We start from the raw sequence: 19,535 nt of genomic DNA, 5'->3' as shown, positions 1-19,535 counted from the left end.
GGCCGGGGGTTCCAGCCCGAAGCCCAGCAGGTCCGCCGCGGCGGCGCCCTCGCGCGCGCCGCGCGCCAGCGCGAGCAGCAGGTCCGCACGCGCGCACTGCCCGTGCAACGCGAGCGCGGTCGGGGCCTGGCCAGGCCCCTCAGGCGGGCGGGACGGACGCATCGGGGCCGCGCTCCGGGCCGGGCTCCCGATCGGCAGCGCGCGCCGCCTCCGGGTGTTTCTTGAGCAGATACCGACCCAGGTCGTCCAGTCGGCGCAGTTGGGCGCGCGGATCGGTCTCCAGCGCGCGCACGGCGCGCACCAGGTCCAGATATTCGGCCTGGCCCGGCAGGGGGTACCACTGATTGTCCTCGGCGGTGGCGCGATCACGGGCCAGCAGGCGGGCGGCGCGCTCCAGCACCCCGGGGTCGGCGGCGGGAAAGTGTGCGCGCCCGCGCCCGATCAGATGCCTGGCGAGCGCCTCGGGGTCCTCGTCCGGCAAGCGCAGGTGCAGGACCAGACAGCGGCGGACGAAGGCGTCGGGCAGGGTGCGCTCCTCGTTGGTGGTGACGATCACCAGCGGCAACTCGCCGACCGCGCGCACCGGCGCGGTGCGGCCCTGGGGCGTGAAGCAGCGCGCGCCCAAGGCCTCCAGCAGACCGTTGGGGAGGTCGCTCTCGGCCTTGTCGATCTCATCGATCAGGACCACGCAGCCCGCGCCCGGGGCCGCGAGGCTGGGGGGCGCGATCCGGGCCTCGGCGGCCTGCCGCCCGGCACCCTCCCAGTCGAAGGCCCACCAGAGCGGCCCGGGGTGCAGATAGTGCTCCAGTGCGAGCGCCTCGCGCAGGGCGCAGAGCAGCCGCCGCACCGGGGGCTCGGTGTCGCCGAGGTCGCCGGCCGGCGGCGGGCCGCCCAGTCGCAGCTCCCCGGCCGCGCCCAGCAGTTGCGCGTCGGCCAGCCGCTGCACGGCATCCAGGTGCCACAGCAGGTCGCGGGATTCGCTGCGCGCATCGACGACGAAGGGCAGCAGGAGCCGCTGCAACTGTACGGCCACGGCCTCGGCGAGCTGGGTCTTGCCGACCCCCGGCTCGCCGCGCACGAGCAGCGGCCGGCCGGCGCCCAGGGCGGCGTTGACGGCGTCGATCTCGCGGCGGCTGAAGACGTGTACGCGCTCCGGCTGGGCGTCGCAGCCCGTTTGCAGGGCGACCGTGTGGCCGTCTTCGACGGTAAGGTACTGCATGGCGGCGGGGCCTCCGGGCCCTAGTCGTGAAACCGCAGGATGCGGCAGAAGGCCTTCAGTCGGGCCATCTCCAGGTCCCAGCGATGGTTGCCGTCGCGGCGGCTGGCGGTCAGGAACAGGATGCGCAGGCTCGGGTAGCGGCGATGCAGTTCCTCGGCGGTCGTGCGCATCTCGTCAAGCTCATCCTGCGTCTCCGGCCGGAAGACGGTATAGATCTGGTAGGGCCGACCCTTGCGCTTCTCGGGCCAATCGGTGAGCTGCGCATCGATCGCGCAGCGCCGGTCGGCCAGAAGCTCCTCGTCCGATGACCCGTGCGGTGTGCGTTTGCTCGCGCTCGGGTAGAAGTGCTCCAGAAAGCGGTCGCAGTCGTGCAGGAACCGATCCTTGCGGAAGGCCTCGCGCGACAGATCCTTGCGGCCCAGGTGCACCAGGAACCGCTCGCAATAGTCATCCGTAGTCGCATCGATGCCCAGCTCGGGCATGTCGGCGGAGACGCAGGCGAGCCCGCGCGGGTCGTCGCCCTCGGGGCCTTTGCGGCGCTGATAGGCGGCGGCCCGAGCGCCCTCCGCCGCCATCATCAGCTCCGCGACCGCATAGAGCGCGGCGGGCACCTCGCCAAAACTCGCGCCCCGGGAGACATAGGTCGTGCGCGCAAGCTGCTGGTCATAAAGCAAGGGCGCCAAGCGCAGCATGAGGCCCAGCAGGGTATCGAGTGCGCCCCGCTCGTCCCCGGCAGCGCGACCGGCCGTCTCCGCCGCGTCGCGCAGTTGCCGATACAGTGCCGCGGCCACTCCGGCAAAGGCGTCGAAGTCCAGGGCCAGCAGGCCGTCGGCGCAAGCGCGCACCCGCTCGGTGTCGGACAGCACGACGGCGTCCAACTCCGGACCGCGCCCGATCTGCGCAAGCTGGACGGACAGGGCCCGCAACAGCACCGGATACCTGGCGAGCGCTGCCGCGACGTCCTGACGGTTACGATCCCGAAACGCCTGCCAGTGGCGGTCGAAGCCACCGTCGTCGAGTGGCGGCTCGGGTTCCCGGGTCGCGGCGACGACGGTCGCCGACGCCTGGGAGCCGCCGTCTGGGGTATCCGCCGATCGAGGCGAGGGTTCGGGCTCCGGGAGCGGCGCGGAATCCGCACCGTCCCTGATCACCGCACCGGGCTTCTTGCCGGTAATGCCCCAGATCAGCCGATCGAGGCGCCCGACACCCGCGGGCGCTGCACTCGTACGCAGATCGACCCAGGTACGGTTGCGCAAGAACAGGGGCAAGTTCGGAACCTGCGGGGCCGTGGGCAGCAGGACCGGGATGACCGGTCGCTTGTCATGCACCGCCAGCGTCAGCGCCGCCTGTTGTTCCTCGTCCTCCCAAGGCCCGAGCCCGTCGGCGCCCACCAGGACGGCGACGCTCCGGGAGGCGGTGATGCCGGACTCCAACTGGGGCTGCCAGGGAAGCCCGGGGCGCAGGCGCTCTTCGTCGAACCACACCGAGAGACCGGCCGCGCCAAGCTCGGCCGCGAGCGCGCGCACTGCCGGCTTGTCCTTGCTGTTGTGGCTGAGGAAGCAATCGAAGAGCGGGGGGTCTTCCGCGATGCCTGCCGGGCTCGCTCCGTTCGGTGCCGCCGGATCGGCCCGGTGGGTGTCGTCCGGGTCTTGGTCGACCCTGCTCACTGGGGCTTCATCTACGGCGGGTACCCGACGCTGGACCGGCCGATCGCTGCCGCCCGATCGTTCGGCGCGGGTGCGACGGGTGTGGGGCGGCGGCGTCAGTGGGTCCGCTGCACGCGGCAGTGGAAACTCGGCCACACCGTCGGGGCAGCCCGGCTGGTTGCGGTCGATTGCCCAGGCGCCCTTGACCCAGGCGCGGAACAGGACCCGCACCCGGCGCGGTGCCGCCGGGGTCTGCGGCCAGAGTTCGATCCACTGGAAGGCGTTGGGGTGGCGGCTGCCGTCGTAGCAGCAACCGGCGGCCAGTTCCAGGCAGGCGCGGGTCGGGTCCGGGGGTCGGACGTAAGAGGCATCGCCCTCGTGCAGGTGGCCGCGCAGGACCAGGTCCCGGTGCAGGTGGATGGTCTGACGCGCCTCGTGGGTGTCGAACTCGGCCAGGTAGTCCCAGGGGTGGTGCAGCAGGGCGAGGCGCCAGTCGGCGCCCTCGGATTCCCGGGTAACGACCGTTTGGTTGAGTTGCCGACGCCCGAGCAGCAGGCGACCCCGATCGTCGTCACCGCAGGCCATCCAGGCCGAGTCGAGTCCGGCAAGGTGCAGGCGTTGGCCGCGAACCTCGAGCGTGCGCTGCCACCAGGGCAGGCCCTGCGCCTGGTCGAGCCAGTCGCCGTAAAAGTCCAGGTAGGCGGCGTGGCGTTTGAGGATGAGGTCGCGCTCGTCGTCGTCATTCAGGAGCGCGGCAATGGCGTCCTGGGAACGCGCGGCCAACTGGCCGTCCTGGATGTGCCGGGCACCGGTGCCGACCCGGCCGCGATCCGCGTCGTGGTTGCCGGGGATCAGCAGCAGGCGGTCGTGCGGCAGCGGCGGCGCCGTCGGCAAGGCGAGCGCCGGCCACAGTTCACCTTCGAACCAGTCCTGCGCCAGCCGGTACTCCTCGGCCTTCCCGGCGAAGGCCAGGTCGCCGGTGACTGCGACCAGGTCCGGTGCCAGCCCGGCCCCAGCCTCGCGGCGAACGAATCCCGCCAGTGCCCGCAACACCGGGTCCGCGTCCCACGCCGTGCCGGCGCGGAAATGGAGGTCCGAGAGGTGCAGGAGGCGGACGGGGCGGTCAGTGTCGTTGGCGGTCACCGGGCGTGCGTTCCTTCGGGGTTTAGCGGCATTTAGCGTAACCAATAGGGCGCCCGCCACGCAACCGCGTGGGCGGCGGCGAGGGACACCCCGGCGCCCTCCCCCGCCGACCCGACGCATCCGTCACCGCGCGTGCTGCCGCACTGAGCGCGCCTCATCAAGCGCCGGCTTTCTCGTTCCCACGCCAGCGTGGAACCAGTCCGCGAGATGGCATCGCTGGCCCGCGCAGGGGCTATCGGGCAGCCGGCAGGCTTGCATCCATGCAACCATTGCACTAACCTCCTCCCACATGCCTGTCGTCCATCATTTCGCAAACTGCCGGGTTACCATCAACCTGAAAGACCACGCGCCTCCGCATTTTCACGTCATTCTGAGCGATGGGCGCGAGGTCTGGGTGGCCATCGCCACGCTGGAAATTCTGCACGGCAAGGTCGCTGCGCGTGAGATTGCCGAGGTGCTGGCCTGGGCCGGGTCCAACCAGGCCATGCTGGCCGATCGATTCGAGGAGCTTGCGCAATGAGCAAAGATCATTTCCAGCTAACCGGGGTTGCCGCATTGGCGGACTACCGCCTGGGTCTGAGCTATGCCGATGGACACTCCTTCGAGGTCGATCTGCGTGAGTGGATCGCGACCACGGTCCTGCTGCTCCCCCTCGAAGACGCCGCGCTCTTCGCCCAGGCCAAGGTCGGCTTTGCCGGAAGGACGGTGGAGTGGATCGAAGACGCGCTCGATCTCGGCGCCGACAACTTGCGCAACCTCGCGGTTGAACAAGCGGGCGGGATCGGCCATGAACGCATCTGGAACTGGCTGCACGATACGGGCATGACCCCGGACCAGGCCGCCCGCGCACTCGGCATCTCGCGGCGGATGCTGATCTATTACCGCGATGGAGAGAAGCCGATCCCGCGTGCGATCTGGCTGGCCTGCCTCGGCTGGGAGGCCGTGCGCCCCACGGACGACAGCCTGCCCCGGAACATCCCCACGGCACGGGAATACGCCGCGCTGCATGCCTGAGCCGGCTCAGTCTTGGTCTCACGGGCCAGTGTCCTACTCATCTTACGGGAATGCTCGCCCAGCAAACGATGGGTTTCGCTGCGCTCTACCCATCCTCTCATAGGCTACGGGGCTGGCAGGCGCGATCCAGGGATTCGGGAGAGGTCCGAGCATTGGCAGCCGTTACTGGACCGTCTTGCCGGGTCCCAAGGGCCTGGGATCAGCCGTCGGCAGGCGCCGCCTCCGTTGGCCCCGGCACCTCGAACACCTCCCACAGCGGGACCTCGACCGCCTCCAGCGTGGCCGACTTCAGGACCTCATCGGCGGCGAAGACCGTGCCCTTGTCATACCCGTCGGCGCCCAGGAGAAAACGGATGGCATATTGCTCCAACGGATCGACGACCAGATATTCGGGTACCCCGGCGCGTTCATAGAGCGCCTTCTTGTCGCGCAGGTCCTTGGCCGAGGTCCCGGGGGACAGGACCTCGACGATCAGGTCCGGGGCGCCTTCGATGTGGCTCGGGGTGATCTTGGCGGGGTCGCAGACCACCAGGATGTCCGGCTGGACCACGTCGGACTCCGAAAGCTTGACATCGGTGGGAGCGACGAAGGGGCGACAGGGCGTCCCCCGTAGCGGCAGCTCGATGCGGATGAACAACCGACCGACCACGTCCTGGTGCTTGATCGAGGGTGCGGCCGACATGGCATAGGCCAACCCGTCGATCAGTTCCCAACGCTCATCATCGGGCCAGGATCGGTAGTCGCTCCAGGTGAAATGCTCCAAGGGTTGCGCGCGTGCGGGAAGGGACATCGAAGGCCTCCGATTGACTGGTCCGGCCGGGCCGGGGGCCGCGACTTGAGTACGGCGCCCCCGGTCCGGACGGCGGGCAACGCGAAAAACTCAGGTCATCGTAACCGCGGCCCGAGATCGCGGGCAATCAACCCCGACCGAGAGCACCGACGCCCAGGAAATCGGCCGGGCACGAGAGTTGACCTCGTCTTACACCAGGCGCGTCGGCTCACCGTATTGCGTCACCAGTGTGTCCGTGGTGAGCAGGGTCAACCCTTCAGTGCGGGCCTGGGCGACCAACAACCGGTCGAAGGGGTCCTTGTGCAGCGGGGGCAGTTGACCGACGGCGATCGTCTGTTCGCTCGTCACCGTCAGCTCGCGGTAGCCGTGGGTGAGGAGCGTGCGCCAGAAACGCCGCGGGTCGACCTGGAAATCATCACGGCCCAGGCCCCGCTTGATCGTGACCTCCCAAATACTGGCGGCACTGAACAGGAGTTCGTGGGAGGGGTCCAGCAGCAGCGTCGTCGCCACCGCGGAGAGTCGATCCGGATGACCCGCGGCCCAGAGCAGCAGGTGGGTATCGAGCAGCAGGTTCAAGGCCCGCCGACCGTGAATCGGGCCTCGATCTCCTCCTGTCCCATCCGATCGAAATCCTCCGGGACCCGAATCTCCCCCTTGAGGAAGCCGAGCCGATGCGTCGTCCCCGCCTCCTGCGCCTGCAGCGGTATCACCTTGACCAAGGGGTTGCCCGCCTTGGCGATAATGAATGGCTCGCCCTTGGCCGCGCGCTCGACCAGACGGGAGAGATGGGTCTTGGCTTCGTGAATGTTGACGGTCAGCATGACGATGCTTCGCTGTGGACTAATGCGCCTTAGTTTACCACGCGCAGGCGCCGACTGGGGCACAAGAAAATCCCGGCGGCCCAACCCAGAATCGGTAATTCCTCACGCAAAGACGCCAAGAACGCAAAGGAGAATTAACCTTGCGAGCGATGATCCCATCACCCGGCAGGTGAACCGCGCGACCGAGATATCGCATCAAAGAACTTTGCGTCTTTGCGTCTTTGCGTGAAACAACTGCTTCTTCCAGCGTCAATGCCGCCCACGCCGCATCAGAATCGCGAGCAGGTCGCTCACCCGGTCGCGCAGATCCCGGCGGTCGACGATCATGTCGAGCGCCCCCTTTTCCATCAGGAATTCGGCGCGCTGGAAGCCGTCGGGGAGCTTCTCGCGCACCGTCTGTTCGATCACCCGGGGACCGGCGAAGCCGATCAGGGCGCCGGGCTCGGCGATATTGATGTCACCGAGCATCGCAAGGCTGGCCGAGACGCCGCCCATGGTCGGGTCCGTCATCACCGAGATGAAGGGCAGGCCGCGCTCGCGCAACTGCGCCAGGGCGGCGCTGGTCTTGACCATCTGGAACAGCGAAAACAGGCTCTCCTGCATGCGCGCCCCGCCGCTCGCGGAGAAACACACCAAGGGCGCGCCCTGCTCCAGGGCGCCATCCACCCCGCGCACGAAGCGCTCGCCGACCACCGAACCCATGGAGCCGCCCATGAACTCGAACTCGAAGGCGGCGGCGACGAGCGGCTCACCCTTGAGCTGGCCGCGCAGGACCACCATCGCCTCCTTTTCGCCGGTCGCCTTCTGTGCGGCGGCCAGACGGTCCTTGTAGCGTTTGAGGTCCTTGAATTTGAGCGGGTCGGTCGACTCGATCTCCGCGCCCAGCTCCTCGCGCGGCTCCGGGTCGAGGAAGCCGTCCAGCCGGCGCCGGGCGCGGATGCGGTTGTGGTGGCTGCACTTGGGGCAGACCTCGAGGTTGCGCTCCAGTTCGGCCCGGTAGAGGATGGCATTGCAGCCGGGGCACTTGGCCCAGATCCCCTCCGGCACGGCACGCTTGTGGCTGGCCTCGGTGCGGATGCGGCTCGGCATCAGCTTCTCGAACCAACTCATGGTCGTTTCTCTATTGATCGCCACGTTCGCGCCCCGCCATCAAGAACTATTGAACTCAGGAAGGAAATTCAGCCGGCATCCACGGCATCAATGGCCGCGCGCAGATCGGCCAGGAACTCGGCAATGACGCCCGGGATCGCCTCGGGGGTCTGCTCCAGGGCCTCGATGCGGCTGACGATGGCGCTGCCGACGATGACCGCGTCGGCCACCGCGGCGACCGCCGCGGCGGTGGCCGCGTCCTTGATCCCGAACCCTACACCGACCGGCAGGGGGATCGCCGACTTGATGGTCGACACCCGGGCCGCCACCGCGTCCAGGTCCAGATGTCCGGCGCCGGTTACCCCCTTGACCGCCACGTAGTAGACGAAACCGGAGGCGACCTCCCCGATGAGTCGGATGCGCTCCGGCGTGGAGGTGGGCGCGAGCAGATAGACCAGATCCAGGCCCCGCCCGCGCAGCGCGGCGACCAGTTCGGCGCCCTCCTCCGGCGGTACATCCACCACCAGGGCGCCGTCCACGCCGGCCGCCTGGGCGGCGACGGCAAAGCGCTCGTACCCCATGACCTCGATGGGGTTCAGGTAGCCCATCAGCACCACCGGGGTGTCCGGGTCCTGGGCGCGGAAGGCGCGCACCATACTGAGCACATGGGCCAGCGAGACACCGCGGGCCAGGGCGCGCTCGGTGGCGCGCTGGATCACAGGGCCGTCGGCGATGGGGTCCGAGAAGGGGACGCCCAGCTCGATCAGGTCCGCCCCGGCGCCGACCATGGCGTGCATCAGCGGGACCGTGGTGGACGGGTGCGGATCACCGGCCGTGACGAAGGGGATCAGGGCGGTACGACCACGGCCCCGAAGGGAGGCGAAACGCTCAGCGATGCGGCTCACAGGACGAGGCCCTCCAGGGTGGCGACCGTGTGCATGTCCTTGTCCCCGCGGCCGGAGAGATTGACCAGGATGCTCTGATCCCGGCGCATGGTGGGGGCCAGCTTGGCCGCGTAGGCCAGGGCGTGGCTCGACTCCAGGGCCGGGATGATGCCCTCGGTACGGGTCAGGGTGTGGAAGGCGGCCAGGGCCTCGGCGTCGGTGATGGCGTCATAGTGGGCGCGCCCGCTGTCCTTGAGCCAGGCGTGCTCGGGACCGACCCCCGGGTAGTCCAGGCCGGCGGAGATCGAGTGGGTCTCGATGATCTGGCCGTTGGCGTCTTCCATCAGGTAGGTCCGGTTGCCGTGCAGCACCCCAGGCCGACCGGCATTGAGCGGTGCGGCGTGACGACCGGTCGCCAGTCCGTCACCGGCCGCCTCGATCCCGTACATCGCGACCCCGGCGTCCTCGATGAACGGGTAGAAGAGCCCGATGGCGTTGGAACCCCCGCCCACGCAGGCAACCAGGGCGTCGGGCAGGCGCCCGGTGCGCGCCAGCATCTGGGCGCGCGACTCGCGCCCGATCACCGCCTGGAAGTCCCGCACCATGGCCGGGTAGGGGTGGGGACCGGCCACCGTGCCGATGATGTAGAAGGTGTCGTCGACATTGGTGACCCAGTCGCGCATGGCCTCGTTGAGCGCGTCCTTGAGGGTGCGGGAGCCGGACTTGACCGACACCACCCGCGCCCCGAGCAGGCGCATACGGTAGACGTTGGCCTCCTGCCGGGCCACGTCCACCTCGCCCATGTAGACGACGCATTCGAGCCCCAGGCGCGCCGCCACCGTCGCGCTGGCCACCCCGTGCTGACCGGCGCCGGTCTCGGCGATGATCCGGGTCTTGCCCATGCGCCGGGCCAACAGGGCCTGGCCGATGGTGTTGTTGATCTTGTGGGCGCCGGTGTGGTTCAGATCCTCGCGCTTGAGGTAGACCTGGGCGCCGTCGAGATCCCGGCTCCAGCGCTGCGCGTGATAGATCGGCGAGGGCCGCCCCACATAGTCCTGCAGGTCCGCGTCCAGCTCGGCCTGAAATTCCGGGTCCCCCAGGTAGTGCTCGTAGGCCTCCCGGAGCTGCGCCAGGGGGTGCATGAGGGTCTCGGGCACGAACAGGCCGCCGTAGGGACCGAAATGTCCGTGTGCATCGGGCCAGTGATAGCCTTGCCCGAGTCCCGCCGGTAGCGGCGGGTCAGAAAGAATTGCGGGCGCTGTCGCCATCTCGTACCCCTTGCATGAATGCGTAAATCTTCGCCGGGTCTTTCTGGCCCCGGGCGGCCTCCACCCCACCGCTCACATCGACGGCGTAGGGCCGCACGCGGGCGATGGCCCCGGCCACGTTGGTTGGATCGAGCCCCCCGGCGAGGACGATCCTGGAGGCCAACCCCGGGGGGATGCGCCCCCAGTCGAAGGCCGACCCGGTGCCGCCCGGGAGTGCCGGGTCGTAGGCGTCGAGCAGGAGCCCGGCGGCCCCCCGGTAGTGTTCTGCCAGTGCAGGAAGATCGACCCCTGGACGCATCCGGATCGCCTTAAGCCAGCGCCGGCCGACACTCTCGCACAGTGCGGGCGGCTCCTCCCCGTGAAACTGCACGAGATCCAGCGGCACCTGCTCCAGGATACGCCGGATCTGCGCGGCCGATTCGTCCACGAACAGCCCCACGGCGCTCACGAAGGGCGGGAGCAGGCCACAGAGTTCACGGGCGAGCGCCAGGGTCACGGCGCGCGGACTCGGCGGATAAAACACCAGCCCGATCGCGTCGGCCCCCGCCGCCACCGCCGCCGCGACGTCCTGCGGTCGCGTCAAGCCGCAGATTTTAACCCGGGTTCTGGTCATCGGTCAGTGCTCAGTGCGTTGTCGTTGTCGTCGTTGTCGTTGTCGTCGTTGTCGTCGTCGAGGTTATCGTAGCGCCAGGGATTGTCTCGCACCCAAAATTGCATCGCTTTTCCGATTACGATTACGACAACGACAACGACAACGATTGTGTTTGTGTTTAACTTGTTCTTGTCTCGTTACTAATCACTGACCACTTGTACCTGCGGCAAGTCAAACTCCGCGGGATAGTCGGCCCGTACGAAATATAGCCCCTGGGGCGGCGCGGTCACCCCGCCGCGGGTGCGGTCGCGCAGCACCAGCAGTTCCCGCGTCCACTGCACCGGCGCCTCGCCGCGACCGATGCTGAGCAGCACCCCGACGATGTTGCGCACCATGTGGTGCAGGAAGCCATTGGCGCCGACGCGCAGTTCAATCACCCCGGCCGCCGCGCTCAGGTCCAGATAATGAACCCGGCGCACGGGGCTCTTGGCCTGGCAGCCCAGGGCGCGAAAGCTGCTGAAGTCGTGCTCACCCACCAGCGCCGCGGCGGCGGCCTGCATGTCCCCCAGGTCCAGCGGCCGATGAACCCAAAGGGCGCGGTCGGGCTCCAGGGCCGAGCGGGTACGGCGGGTCAGGATACGGTAGCGATAGTGACGGGCGCGGGCCGAGAAGCGGGCATGAAAGGCCCCGGCGACCGGCTGCGCCCAGCTCACGGCGCAATCGGGCGGCAGGTTGACGTTGCTCCCCAATACCCAGGCACGCTCCGTGCGGCTGGCCGTGCTGTCGAAATGGACCACCTGCTCCAGGGCATGGACCCCCGCATCCGTGCGTCCGGCACACTGGACCCGGACCGGATGGTCGGCCACCCGGGACAGGGCCGCCTCCAGGGTCTCCTGGACGGTGCGCACCCGCGGCTGGGTCTGCCAACCGCAATAGGCAGTGCCGTCATACTCGACGCCGAGGGCGATCCGTTCAGTGGACATCGCGATGACCCGGCGGGCGCACCGCCGCGGTGTCGACACGGGGCACGAGCGCCCGGGAGCCGCGCCCGTTCAACCGACCCGCCGCAACAAGTCCTGTGCCTCCGCGCGCTGTTCCTCGTTGCCCTCACCACGAACCTCTTCCAAGATGCCCTTGGCCGCATCCTTATCGCCCATTTCGATATAGGCGCGGGCCAAGTCCAGTTTGGTCGCGGTTTCGTCCCAAAGACCTGAGTCCATCTGCCACTGGGACGACAGCAAGTCACTCGATGCGCTGTCCTCCGCGGCGCCCAAAAGCCCTGGTAATCCGGCCGGCCCGTCCGTCGTCTTGGCACCCTCGGCCTGACTGCGCGGATACACGGATGCCGAGGCCACCTCCGAGATCTCAAGCCCGGCCCGGCCGTGCTCATTGCTCGGTTGGCCGACCTGGGTCGTCGGGGTCGAGTCCACGACTGAATACAATTGCAGATCGTCGGCGGGCCGCGGTTCCCCGAGGTTCAGTTCGAGATCCGAGACCCCGCCCGCGAACCCCGCGTCGGCACCCCCAGGGGCGGCAGCGGCGCGCCGCGGGACCTCTCGCACCTTCTCCAGATTCAACCCGGGACCGAACAGATGATCGTCCAGGAACGCCGGTTCCAGGTCATGGGACGGGGCATCGATGCTGATCGGAGTACTGATCGGGATACTGGTCACCGTGGCGCGGCCGGCGCCGACCAGCGCCGCCCCCGCCCCCGGCGCGACCTCGGCAGCACCCCGCAAAGCCAGGTCCGCCGACGGCTTCTGGGCGTCGCTGATGTCGAGCGTGTAGACCTCTGCTGAACCGGGATCGAGCGACTCCTCCAGGAGGTCGGTCGCCCGCCCCACGCGCCCGCCGTAGGCCGGCGCGGGGGGACGCGCCAAGGTCGCCGCGACGACGCCGGACGCGGGCGGTTGCAGCGATGGCAGGGACGGCAGTGACGGCAGTGACGGCAGTGACGGTAACACGACGCCGCCCTGAGCAACTTCCGTTTGCGTGCCGGCGGCCATGCCGACCAGGCGCTCCCACTGATCCGGGCTCACCTGATCCCCGCCGAGCGCCTGTATCTCCTGCATCAGGGCCCGCAGCGCGTCGGTGTTCTTGGCGCCATAGTAAGCCTCCGCCAGTTTGAACTTGAGGTCCAACCGCGCCGGAGTTCGCCGGATCTCCTCTCGCAGCAGGTCTTCCGCCTCGCGGTAGCGGCCGTAGGCGATATAGATGTCCGCCTCCGAGAGGGCATCGGCGTCGTCCGTCTCCGGGTCCGCGCGGCCGAAGGCGGCGAAGGCCGAAGACGGTGTCTCCAGGAGGCCGGGCTCCTGCGAGTGCGGCGACGCCAACGCCGGTGGTGGTGCCACTGCGGTCCCGGCGCGGGAAGCCCCCGGCGCCGCCGACCGGACGTGATCGAGTCGGTCGCTCACGCTTTCGGACAGATCACTGGAATCGAATTCGACACTGGAATCGCGTCCGACGCGCCGCCGCGACCGCAGCCAGCTCAGGGCCGCGATGCCCAGAGCGGTCACGCCGGCGACGCCGGCCAGCGGAAACAACAGGGCGCGCCAGGTGGAATCGCCGTCTGACGCCGCCACCACGGGGGTCTTGGCAGGCCCGCCAACCGGAACCTTGGCGGCACCATCAACCGGGACGCCGCCCGGTGTCCCGGTCTGCGTCGACGGCGGCTGGCCCGGCGGCACCACGGCCACGGGCCCAGTGTCCGGCCGCGGTTGCGGCGTGGGACCGGCGGGGATCGCGCCAGCGTCCGGCGACGCGGACCCCACTTGGGCCGCACCCGTCGGCCCTGGTGCCTCGCCAGGCGCGTCCGCCGCCACCGCCGCCGGCTGCCCCTGGGAGGCACCGGCAGGTCCCGCGGACCCGCTCGCGCCGTCGTCGTCCGGGGGTTGACCGCCCACGACCCCCAGCGGGCCTTTCAGGTCCGGGGGCAGGCTCTGCTGCGACTGTGCCACCACCGTGGCCGGCGCCTCCGGACCGGGGGCCCGCGACGCCGCCGGGACGACCGCGGCGGGCCCTGCCCCGCCCTGCACCCGGGCCAGTTCTTCGTTACGGAGCTTGAGCAGTTGCTGGATCTCCGCGAGTTGCGATTCGAGATCTTGGATGCGGCCACGCATCTCGACCGTCTCCTGGCGGGCGCTCTCACTCGTCTCGCGCGCCAGGAGGACGTCCCGCTCCAGGACCGCCGCGCCAGCCTCAGTCCCCGGCGTAGCCCCACGCCTGCCGGTGTCCGCGGCGGCCCCGGCAATCCGTAGCCGCGACTCCCCTTCACCGGGCGCGGCGAGCAGGGTGCCCGGCTTAGTGATCGGACCGCGCCGCACCTTCTCCCCTTTGACCGCCGCCTGGAACTCCTGATTGGCCGCCGCGGGGCTCATGGCAAACAGCTCGTCCGCGCGCGGCAGGGTCAGGGTACGGCCGGCGATCAAACGGTTGATGTCGCCGTTGATAAAGGCGTCCGGATTGTTGCGGTAAAGCGCCATGGCGGTTTGCGACACCGTGGCACCGGCCGGGGCGTTGGCGCGCGCCAGACGCCAGAGCCCGGTCCCCGGGCGGATCGGACCGTAGCGTTTTGGGAAGCCCCCGCCGGCGGCACCGGGCGCGGCGCGCGACACCTGCGCAGGCAGCGGCGGCGTGGACGGCGGCAGGGCAGTCTTCCCGGGTCTGACCGCGGCGGCCGGCGCGGGCGTGACCATGGGTGCGGCCTTTGGTGGGGACGCTGTGGGTGCCGGGACACTCGGCGCTGACGGCTCCCGCGGGGGCCGCGCATCGATCACCGGCGGCTCGACGCGCGGGGCCGTGCGGGAGGCGGTCACCGGGGGGTCCAAGAGGACGGTGTATTGTTTCACCAGGCGTCCCTTCGGCCACACCGCCTCCACCAGAAAGTCCATGTACGGCTCGCGCATCGGCTCGCGGCTGGAAACCCGAATCACCGGGTTGCCGCGCGGGGAGAGCTGCGGACTGAAGCGCAGCTTGGTCAGGTGGTGATAGCGCTCGGTGCCGGTCCGGCTGAACTCCGCCTGGGGTGCAATCTGCACCTTGATGGCGTCCAACTCGTCGGGTTTCGCGTCGATGAGCTCGATCTCGCCGACAAACGGCTGGTCGAGGGCCGATTGCAGGCGAAGTCCACCCAATCCCAGGGCGTGCGCGTGCGTGCCGGCCAGGGCCGACAATAGCGCGAACGCGAGGTACAGCTTGCGCGACATCCGCCTGCCTCGTTTACCCATCAAGGGCTCGGAACTATATCTGAAACCGCGATCGGTCACCAAGGCGGCGACCGCACGCGCCCCGCGGCGACCGGGCTCAGCGCTCAAGTAGGATCCGCAGCATACGCCGCAGCGGTTCGGCGGCACCCCACAATAACTGATCCCCAACTGTGAAGGCGGCCAGGTAGCGCTCCCCCAGGGTCAACTTGCGCAGGCGCCCCACCGGGACCTGGAGGCGCCCGGTCACCGCGGCCGGTGACAGCTCGGCGATGGTGCGCGCGCGCTCATTTGGGACCACCCGCACCCAGTCGTTGGCCCCGGCGATCAGGTGCGCGGCCTCCTCGACTGACAGGTCCTGGTTGAGCTTGATGGTCAGGCCTTGACTGTGGCAACGCATCGCGCCCACCCGCACGCACAGCCCATCGACCGGGATGGGATGCGCGGTGAGCCCCAGGATCTTGTTGGTCTCCACCCCGCTCTTCCACTCCTCCCGGCTCTGACCGTTGTCCAGTTGGGCGTCGATCCAGGGGATCAGACTCCCCGCCAGCGGCACCTCGAACTGGGTGCTGGGGAAGTCGCGCCCCTGCAGGGTCTGCGTGACCACCCGATCGAGCTCCAGGATGGCCGCGGCCGGGTCCGCGAGCAGGGGGCCGACCGCCGCGTGGAGTGCCCCCATCTGCACCAGCAGCTCACGCATGTGCTTGGCGCCGGCCCCGGAGGCGGCCTGGTAGGTCATGGCACTGACCCACTCGACCACCCCCGCCCGGAACAGCCCGCCGATGGCCATCAGCATCAGGCTCACGGTGCAATTGCCGCCGATGAACTCGCGCCGCCCGGCCGCCAGGGCCGCGTCGATCAGGTCGCGGTTGACCGGGTCCAGAATGATCGTGGCCTCGGGTTCCATGCGCCGGGCCGAGGCGGCATCGATCCAGTAACCGTCCCAGCCCGCGGCCCGCAGCCGCGGGTAGACCTCCTTGGTATAGTCGCCGCCCTGGCAGGTGACGATGATGTCCATCTCACCCAGGGCGTCGATCGAACCGGCGTCGCTCAGGGGCCGGCGGCCCCGCCCGACCTCGGGCCCCGGTTGACCGACCTGGGAGGTGGTGAAAAAGACCGGCATCGCGATGTGCGCAAAATCGTCTTGCGCGCGCATGCGCTCCAGGAGGACCGAACCCACCATCCCCCGCCAGCCGACAAACCCGACACGATTCATTTCATCACATCCCATTAGGATAACCGATCACTGCTACAAGGCCGCGACGACCGCCTCGCCCATCTCGAGCGTGCTCACCCGGCGCATCCCGGCGGACATGATGTCCGCGGTCCGCAGCCCCGCATCCAGCACGCGCGACACCGCCGCCTCGATCCGGTCGGCCACGGCCGGCGCCTCCAGTGAGTAGCGCAACATCATGGCCACCGAGAGCAGGGTGGCGAGCGGGTTGGCCACGCCCTGGCCGGCAATATCCGGGGCCGAGCCGTGGATCGGTTCGTACATGCCCTGACCGGCGGCATTGAGCGAGGCCGAGGGCAACATGCCGATGGAGCCGGTGAGCTGGGAGGCGCAGTCCGAAAGGATGTCACCGAACAGGTTGCCGGTCACCATCACGTCGAACTGCTTGGGCGCCCGCACCAGTTGCATGGCCGCATTGTCCACATACATGTGCGTCAGGGTCAGGTCCGGATAGTCGGCGGCGACCCGGGTCGCCACCTCGCGCCACAGCTCGGTGCACTCCAGCACGTTCGCCTTGTCCACCGAGCATACCCGCCGTTGGCGCTTCATGGCCAGATCGAAGGCGACGCGGCAGATCCGCTCCACCTCGGATTCAGTATAGACCATGGTGTTGATCCCCCGGCGCTCGCCGGAGGCCAGGGTCTCGACCCCGCGAGGCTGCCCGAAATAGATATCCCCGGTCAACTCACGCACGATCAGGATATCCAGCCCGGAGACCACCTCCGGCTTGAGGGTCGAGGCCCCGGCCAACTGGGGGTAGAGGATCGCCGGGCGCAGGTTGGCGAAGAGCCCGAGTCCCGCGCGCAGGCCCAACAGGCCCCGCTCCGGGCGCTTGGAGATGTGCAGGGGCTCCCACTTGGGCCCGCCCACGGCGCCCAACAGGACCGCGTCCGCGGCCCGGGCGGCGGCCAGGGTCGCGGGCGGCAGGGGGTCACCGGTCTCGTCATAGGCCGCCCCGCCCACCAGGGCGTGCGACAGCTCGATCGCCACCTCACCGGTGGCGTTCAGGGCCTCGAGGAGCTTGACGGCCTCACCGATGATCTCCGGGCCGATGCCGTCACCCGGGAGTACCAAAACCTTCTTCGACAATTCGTTATCTCCATGACGCCTAAGGCGTTGCCTCAGCCCGACCGGGCGGAAACTGAACGGCAAGAACCGCAGGCTACACCAGTCAGTCGGTAATTAGACAGGACTAACAGGATTTTTCAGGATTAACAGGATCAAAGAAGCGATGATCCGGTTTGTCCCTAAGCCTGATTATCCTGTAAATCCTGCGAAATCCTGTTAATCCTGTCTATTTATTCTCCACCGGTCAGAGCGCCGCAGGACGAGTGCCGGTGCCGCTCTGCTCCGCCGACGGAATCAAAACTGCCAGGGCGCCTCGACCTGCCGACGGGCCTCGTAGGCGCGGATGGCGTCCACATGCTGCAAGGTCAGACCGATGTCGTCCAGACCCTCGAGCAGGCACTGCTTGCGGAAGGCATCCACGCTGAAGGCGATGGTCTCACCCGCCAGATCCAGCGTCTGACCCGACAGGTCGACGGCGATCCGCAACGCCTGCCCCCCACCGGCATGGGCGAAGAGCCGCGCGACGGTCGCGGCATCGAGAACGATCGGCAGGATACCGTTCTTGAAGCAGTTGTGGAAAAAGATATCGGCGTAGCTCGGGGCCAGGATCACCCGGATACCGAAGTCCGCCAGGGCCCAGGGGGCGTGCTCCCGGGACGAGCCGCAGCCGAAGTTCTCGCGCGCCAGCAGGACCTCGGCGCCCGCGTAGCGCGGGTCGTTGAGGACGAAATCCGGGTTGCGCGGCCGGGCGGTGCAGTCCATCTCGGGCTCACCGTGGTCCAGGTAGCGCCACTCGTCGAAGAGATAGGGCCCGAAGCCGCTGCGCTTGATGCTTTTGAGGAATTGCTTGGGGATGATCGCATCGGTGTCGACGTTGGCCCGATCGAGCGGCAGCACGACCCCGGTGAAGTTCTGGAACGGGTCCATCTAGAGCGTCCTCACATCGACGAAATGACCGGTCACCGCGGCGGCGGCGGCCATGGCCGGGCTCACCAGGTGGGTACGCCCGCCCGGCCCCTGCCGGCCCTCGAAGTTGCGGTTGGAGGTCGAGGCGCAACGCTCCTGGGGCTCCAGGCGATCCGCGTTCATGGCCAGACACATGGAACAACCGGGCTCACGCCACTCGAAGCCGGCCGCGGTGAAGATGCGGTCCAGCCCCTCGGCCTCGGCCTGCACCTTGACCGGGCCCGAGCCCGGGACCACCAGCGCGAGCCGGATCCCCGGGGCGACCCGGCGGCCATCGACCACCGCCGCCGCGGCCCGCAGGTCTTCGATCCGTGAGTTGGTGCAGGAGCCGATGAAGACCTTGTCCGGGCGGATCGCGGTGATCGGGGTGCCGGCCTCCAGTCCCATATAGGCCAGGGCGCGGCGCATGCCGGCCGCCTTGGTCGGGTCCGGCTCCAAGGCCGGGTCCGGCACCCGCCCATCCACCGGCAGCACCATCTCCGGTGAGGTCCCCCAGGTCACCTGCGGCTTGATGTCGGCCGCGTCGAGCCGGACCACCTGGTCGAACGCGGCACCCGGATCGCTCACCATGGTGCGCCAGTGGTCAGCAGCGCGCTCGAAGAGGTCGCCCTTGGGGGCGAAGTGACGACCGCGCAGGTACCCGATCGTCTGCTCATCCACGGCGACCAGCCCGGCGCGGGCGCCGGCCTCGATGGCCATGTTGCAGACGGTCATGCGCCCTTCCATGGACAGCGCCCGGATCGCCGCGCCGCCGAACTCGACCACGAAGCCCGTGCCGCCCGCGGTGCCGATCTCCCCGATGATGGCGAGCACGATGTCCTTGGCGGTCACCCCGGGGCCGACCGCGCCCTCCACACTGATCAGCATGGCCTTGGACTTGCGCTGGAGCAGACACTGGGTGGCAAGCACATGCTCCACCTCGGAGGTCCCGACGCCGAAGGCAAGCGCCCCGAAGGCCCCATGGGTGGCGGTATGGGAGTCGCCGCACACCAGCGTGCTGCCCGGCAGGGTGAAGCCCTGCTCCGGGCCGATGACGTGGCAGATCCCCTGCCGCGGATCGCCCATGGCGAACTCGGTGATGCCGAAGGTGCGGCAGTTCGCGCCCAGGGTCTCCACCTGGAGGCGCGCGACCGGGTCCGTGATGCCGGCGGCCAGGTTGGCGGTGGGGACATTGTGATCCGGCACCGCCAGGTTCGCCGCCGCCCGCCAGGGGGTGCGCCCGGCCAGCCGCAGGCCCTCGAAGGCCTGCGGGGAGGTCACCTCGTGCACCAGTTGCCGGTCGATGTAGAGCAGCGCCGTGCCGTCCTCATCCACCCGCACCAGATGATCGTCCCAGAGTTTGTCGTAGAGGGTTCGGGCACCCATGACGCCACCTCGTTGCCTAGAATCGGGCGCTCAGCGGAGCGCAACGCGCAAGAATAGACGGGGCGGTCCGCAAACTCAATTCCGACGCGCGCCCGCCAGCCCTGAAGCATAACCCTGCCGCCGCCTGACAGCGGGCGATGCCGGCGCCGGTGGGCGCTGGCGTTGACTGTTGCGGGGTGGGTTGGCCCTGACCAGGGGTGGCAACGGGAAGCCCTGGCAGGTGCCGGGAGGGTG

General features: G+C 69.1%; 17 protein-coding genes. 2 read left to right on the top strand and 15 right to left on the bottom strand.

What is annotated here, in order from left to right; all coding sequences use genetic code 11:
- Window positions 1–139: 139 nt before the first annotated feature.
- Together QZY48_RS28845 and QZY48_RS28840 are read right to left on the bottom strand one after the other, a co-directional pair.
- Window positions 140–1,219: a MoxR family ATPase gene (locus QZY48_RS28845; RefSeq protein ID WP_295437152.1), complete on the bottom strand. Its 1,080-nt coding sequence runs from the start codon at window positions 1,217–1,219 to the stop codon at window positions 140–142.
- A 20-nt stretch (window positions 1,220–1,239) separates the two neighbouring features.
- Window positions 1,240–4,008 carry a TIR domain-containing protein gene (locus QZY48_RS28840; RefSeq protein WP_295437150.1) on the bottom strand — a complete coding sequence of 923 codons (2,769 nt, stop codon included), beginning with the start codon at window positions 4,006–4,008 and terminating at the stop codon, window positions 1,240–1,242.
- A gap of 289 nt (window positions 4,009–4,297) precedes the next feature.
- Between QZY48_RS28840 and QZY48_RS28835 the strand changes: the two genes are divergently transcribed.
- Window positions 4,298–4,528 carry a DUF4160 domain-containing protein gene (locus tag QZY48_RS28835; protein WP_295437148.1) on the top strand — a complete coding sequence of 77 codons (231 nt, stop codon included), beginning with the start codon at window positions 4,298–4,300 and terminating at the stop codon, window positions 4,526–4,528.
- Window positions 4,525–5,022: a DUF2442 domain-containing protein gene (locus tag QZY48_RS28830; RefSeq protein ID WP_295437146.1), complete on the top strand. Its 498-nt coding sequence runs from the start codon at window positions 4,525–4,527 to the stop codon at window positions 5,020–5,022. The genes QZY48_RS28835 and QZY48_RS28830 overlap by 4 nt, the downstream gene beginning before the upstream one ends.
- A gap of 199 nt (window positions 5,023–5,221) precedes the next feature.
- Here QZY48_RS28830 and QZY48_RS28825 read toward each other — a convergent pair whose 3' ends face one another.
- The 13 genes from QZY48_RS28825 to leuC all read right to left on the bottom strand — a co-directional run bounded on the left by QZY48_RS28825 (window position 5,222) and on the right by leuC (window position 19,301).
- Complete coding sequence (locus QZY48_RS28825) at window positions 5,222–5,812, bottom strand: Uma2 family endonuclease (RefSeq protein WP_295437144.1); 591 nt, start codon at window positions 5,810–5,812, stop codon at window positions 5,222–5,224.
- 189 nt (window positions 5,813–6,001) lie between these two features.
- Window positions 6,002–6,388, bottom strand: coding sequence for a type II toxin-antitoxin system VapC family toxin (locus QZY48_RS28820; protein WP_295437142.1), 387 nt, complete (start codon window positions 6,386–6,388; stop codon window positions 6,002–6,004).
- Window positions 6,385–6,633, bottom strand: coding sequence for a type II toxin-antitoxin system Phd/YefM family antitoxin (locus tag QZY48_RS28815; protein WP_295437140.1), 249 nt, complete (start codon window positions 6,631–6,633; stop codon window positions 6,385–6,387). Before QZY48_RS28815 ends, QZY48_RS28820 begins: the two co-directional genes overlap by 4 nt.
- Before the next feature lie 249 nt (window positions 6,634–6,882).
- Window positions 6,883–7,743: an acetyl-CoA carboxylase, carboxyltransferase subunit beta gene (gene accD / locus QZY48_RS28810; protein ID WP_295437138.1), complete on the bottom strand. Its 861-nt coding sequence runs from the start codon at window positions 7,741–7,743 to the stop codon at window positions 6,883–6,885.
- A gap of 68 nt (window positions 7,744–7,811) precedes the next feature.
- Window positions 7,812–8,627, bottom strand: coding sequence for a tryptophan synthase subunit alpha (gene trpA, locus QZY48_RS28805; RefSeq protein WP_295437136.1), 816 nt, complete (start codon window positions 8,625–8,627; stop codon window positions 7,812–7,814).
- Entirely contained in the window at window positions 8,624–9,874 is a 1,251-nt protein-coding gene (gene trpB, locus QZY48_RS28800) for a tryptophan synthase subunit beta (RefSeq protein WP_295437134.1), read from the bottom strand. Before trpB ends, trpA begins: the two co-directional genes overlap by 4 nt.
- Complete coding sequence (locus tag QZY48_RS28795; RefSeq protein ID WP_295437132.1) at window positions 9,846–10,487, bottom strand: phosphoribosylanthranilate isomerase; 642 nt, start codon at window positions 10,485–10,487, stop codon at window positions 9,846–9,848. The genes trpB and QZY48_RS28795 overlap by 29 nt, the downstream gene beginning before the upstream one ends.
- 179 nt (window positions 10,488–10,666) lie before the next feature.
- Window positions 10,667–11,449, bottom strand: coding sequence for a tRNA pseudouridine(38-40) synthase TruA (truA, locus tag QZY48_RS28790; protein WP_295437130.1), 783 nt, complete (start codon window positions 11,447–11,449; stop codon window positions 10,667–10,669).
- A gap of 69 nt (window positions 11,450–11,518) precedes the next feature.
- On the bottom strand, window positions 11,519–14,671 hold the full coding sequence (locus QZY48_RS28785) for a FimV/HubP family polar landmark protein (RefSeq protein ID WP_295437128.1): 3,153 nt from the start codon (window positions 14,669–14,671) through the stop codon (window positions 11,519–11,521).
- Between the two features lie 97 nt (window positions 14,672–14,768).
- Complete coding sequence (gene asd, locus QZY48_RS28780) at window positions 14,769–15,884, bottom strand: aspartate-semialdehyde dehydrogenase (protein ID WP_295437126.1); 1,116 nt, start codon at window positions 15,882–15,884, stop codon at window positions 14,769–14,771.
- A gap of 33 nt (window positions 15,885–15,917) precedes the next feature.
- A complete protein-coding gene (leuB, locus tag QZY48_RS28775) occupies window positions 15,918–16,991 on the bottom strand; it encodes a 3-isopropylmalate dehydrogenase (protein WP_295437124.1) in 1,074 nt (357 codons plus the stop codon).
- Between the two features lie 273 nt (window positions 16,992–17,264).
- Entirely contained in the window at window positions 17,265–17,897 is a 633-nt protein-coding gene (gene leuD / locus QZY48_RS28770; RefSeq protein WP_295437122.1) for a 3-isopropylmalate dehydratase small subunit, read from the bottom strand.
- Entirely contained in the window at window positions 17,898–19,301 is a 1,404-nt protein-coding gene (leuC, locus tag QZY48_RS28765; RefSeq protein WP_295437119.1) for a 3-isopropylmalate dehydratase large subunit, read from the bottom strand.
- Between the last annotated feature and the right edge of the window lie 234 nt (window positions 19,302–19,535).

It is taken from the genome of uncultured Thiodictyon sp. (assembly GCF_903828115.1).
Taxonomy (GTDB): domain Bacteria; phylum Pseudomonadota; class Gammaproteobacteria; order Chromatiales; family Chromatiaceae; genus Thiodictyon.
This window is presented reverse-complemented; position numbering and strand designations above follow the sequence as displayed.

What these genes read in the sequence shown, in the direction of transcription:
- leuD (WP_295437122.1), bottom strand. Translation starts at nt 17,897, where the DNA reads ATGGACCCGTTCCAGAACTTCACCGGGGTCGTGCTGCCGCTCGATCGG.
- QZY48_RS28830 (WP_295437146.1), top strand. Translation starts at nt 4,525, where the DNA reads ATGAGCAAAGATCATTTCCAGCTAACCGGGGTTGCCGCATTGGCGGAC.
- leuC (WP_295437119.1), bottom strand. Translation starts at nt 19,301, where the DNA reads ATGGGTGCCCGAACCCTCTACGACAAACTCTGGGACGATCATCTGGTG.
- QZY48_RS28835 (WP_295437148.1), top strand. Translation starts at nt 4,298, where the DNA reads ATGCCTGTCGTCCATCATTTCGCAAACTGCCGGGTTACCATCAACCTG.
- QZY48_RS28815 (WP_295437140.1), bottom strand. Translation starts at nt 6,633, where the DNA reads ATGCTGACCGTCAACATTCACGAAGCCAAGACCCATCTCTCCCGTCTG.
- truA (WP_295437130.1), bottom strand. Translation starts at nt 11,449, where the DNA reads ATGTCCACTGAACGGATCGCCCTCGGCGTCGAGTATGACGGCACTGCC.
- QZY48_RS28785 (WP_295437128.1), bottom strand. Translation starts at nt 14,671, where the DNA reads ATGTCGCGCAAGCTGTACCTCGCGTTCGCGCTATTGTCGGCCCTGGCC.
- asd (WP_295437126.1), bottom strand. Translation starts at nt 15,884, where the DNA reads ATGAATCGTGTCGGGTTTGTCGGCTGGCGGGGGATGGTGGGTTCGGTC.
- trpB (WP_295437134.1), bottom strand. Translation starts at nt 9,874, where the DNA reads ATGGCGACAGCGCCCGCAATTCTTTCTGACCCGCCGCTACCGGCGGGA.
- QZY48_RS28795 (WP_295437132.1), bottom strand. Translation starts at nt 10,487, where the DNA reads ATGACCAGAACCCGGGTTAAAATCTGCGGCTTGACGCGACCGCAGGAC.
- QZY48_RS28825 (WP_295437144.1), bottom strand. Translation starts at nt 5,812, where the DNA reads ATGTCCCTTCCCGCACGCGCGCAACCCTTGGAGCATTTCACCTGGAGC.
- QZY48_RS28845 (WP_295437152.1), bottom strand. Translation starts at nt 1,219, where the DNA reads ATGCAGTACCTTACCGTCGAAGACGGCCACACGGTCGCCCTGCAAACG.
- accD (WP_295437138.1), bottom strand. Translation starts at nt 7,743, where the DNA reads ATGAGTTGGTTCGAGAAGCTGATGCCGAGCCGCATCCGCACCGAGGCC.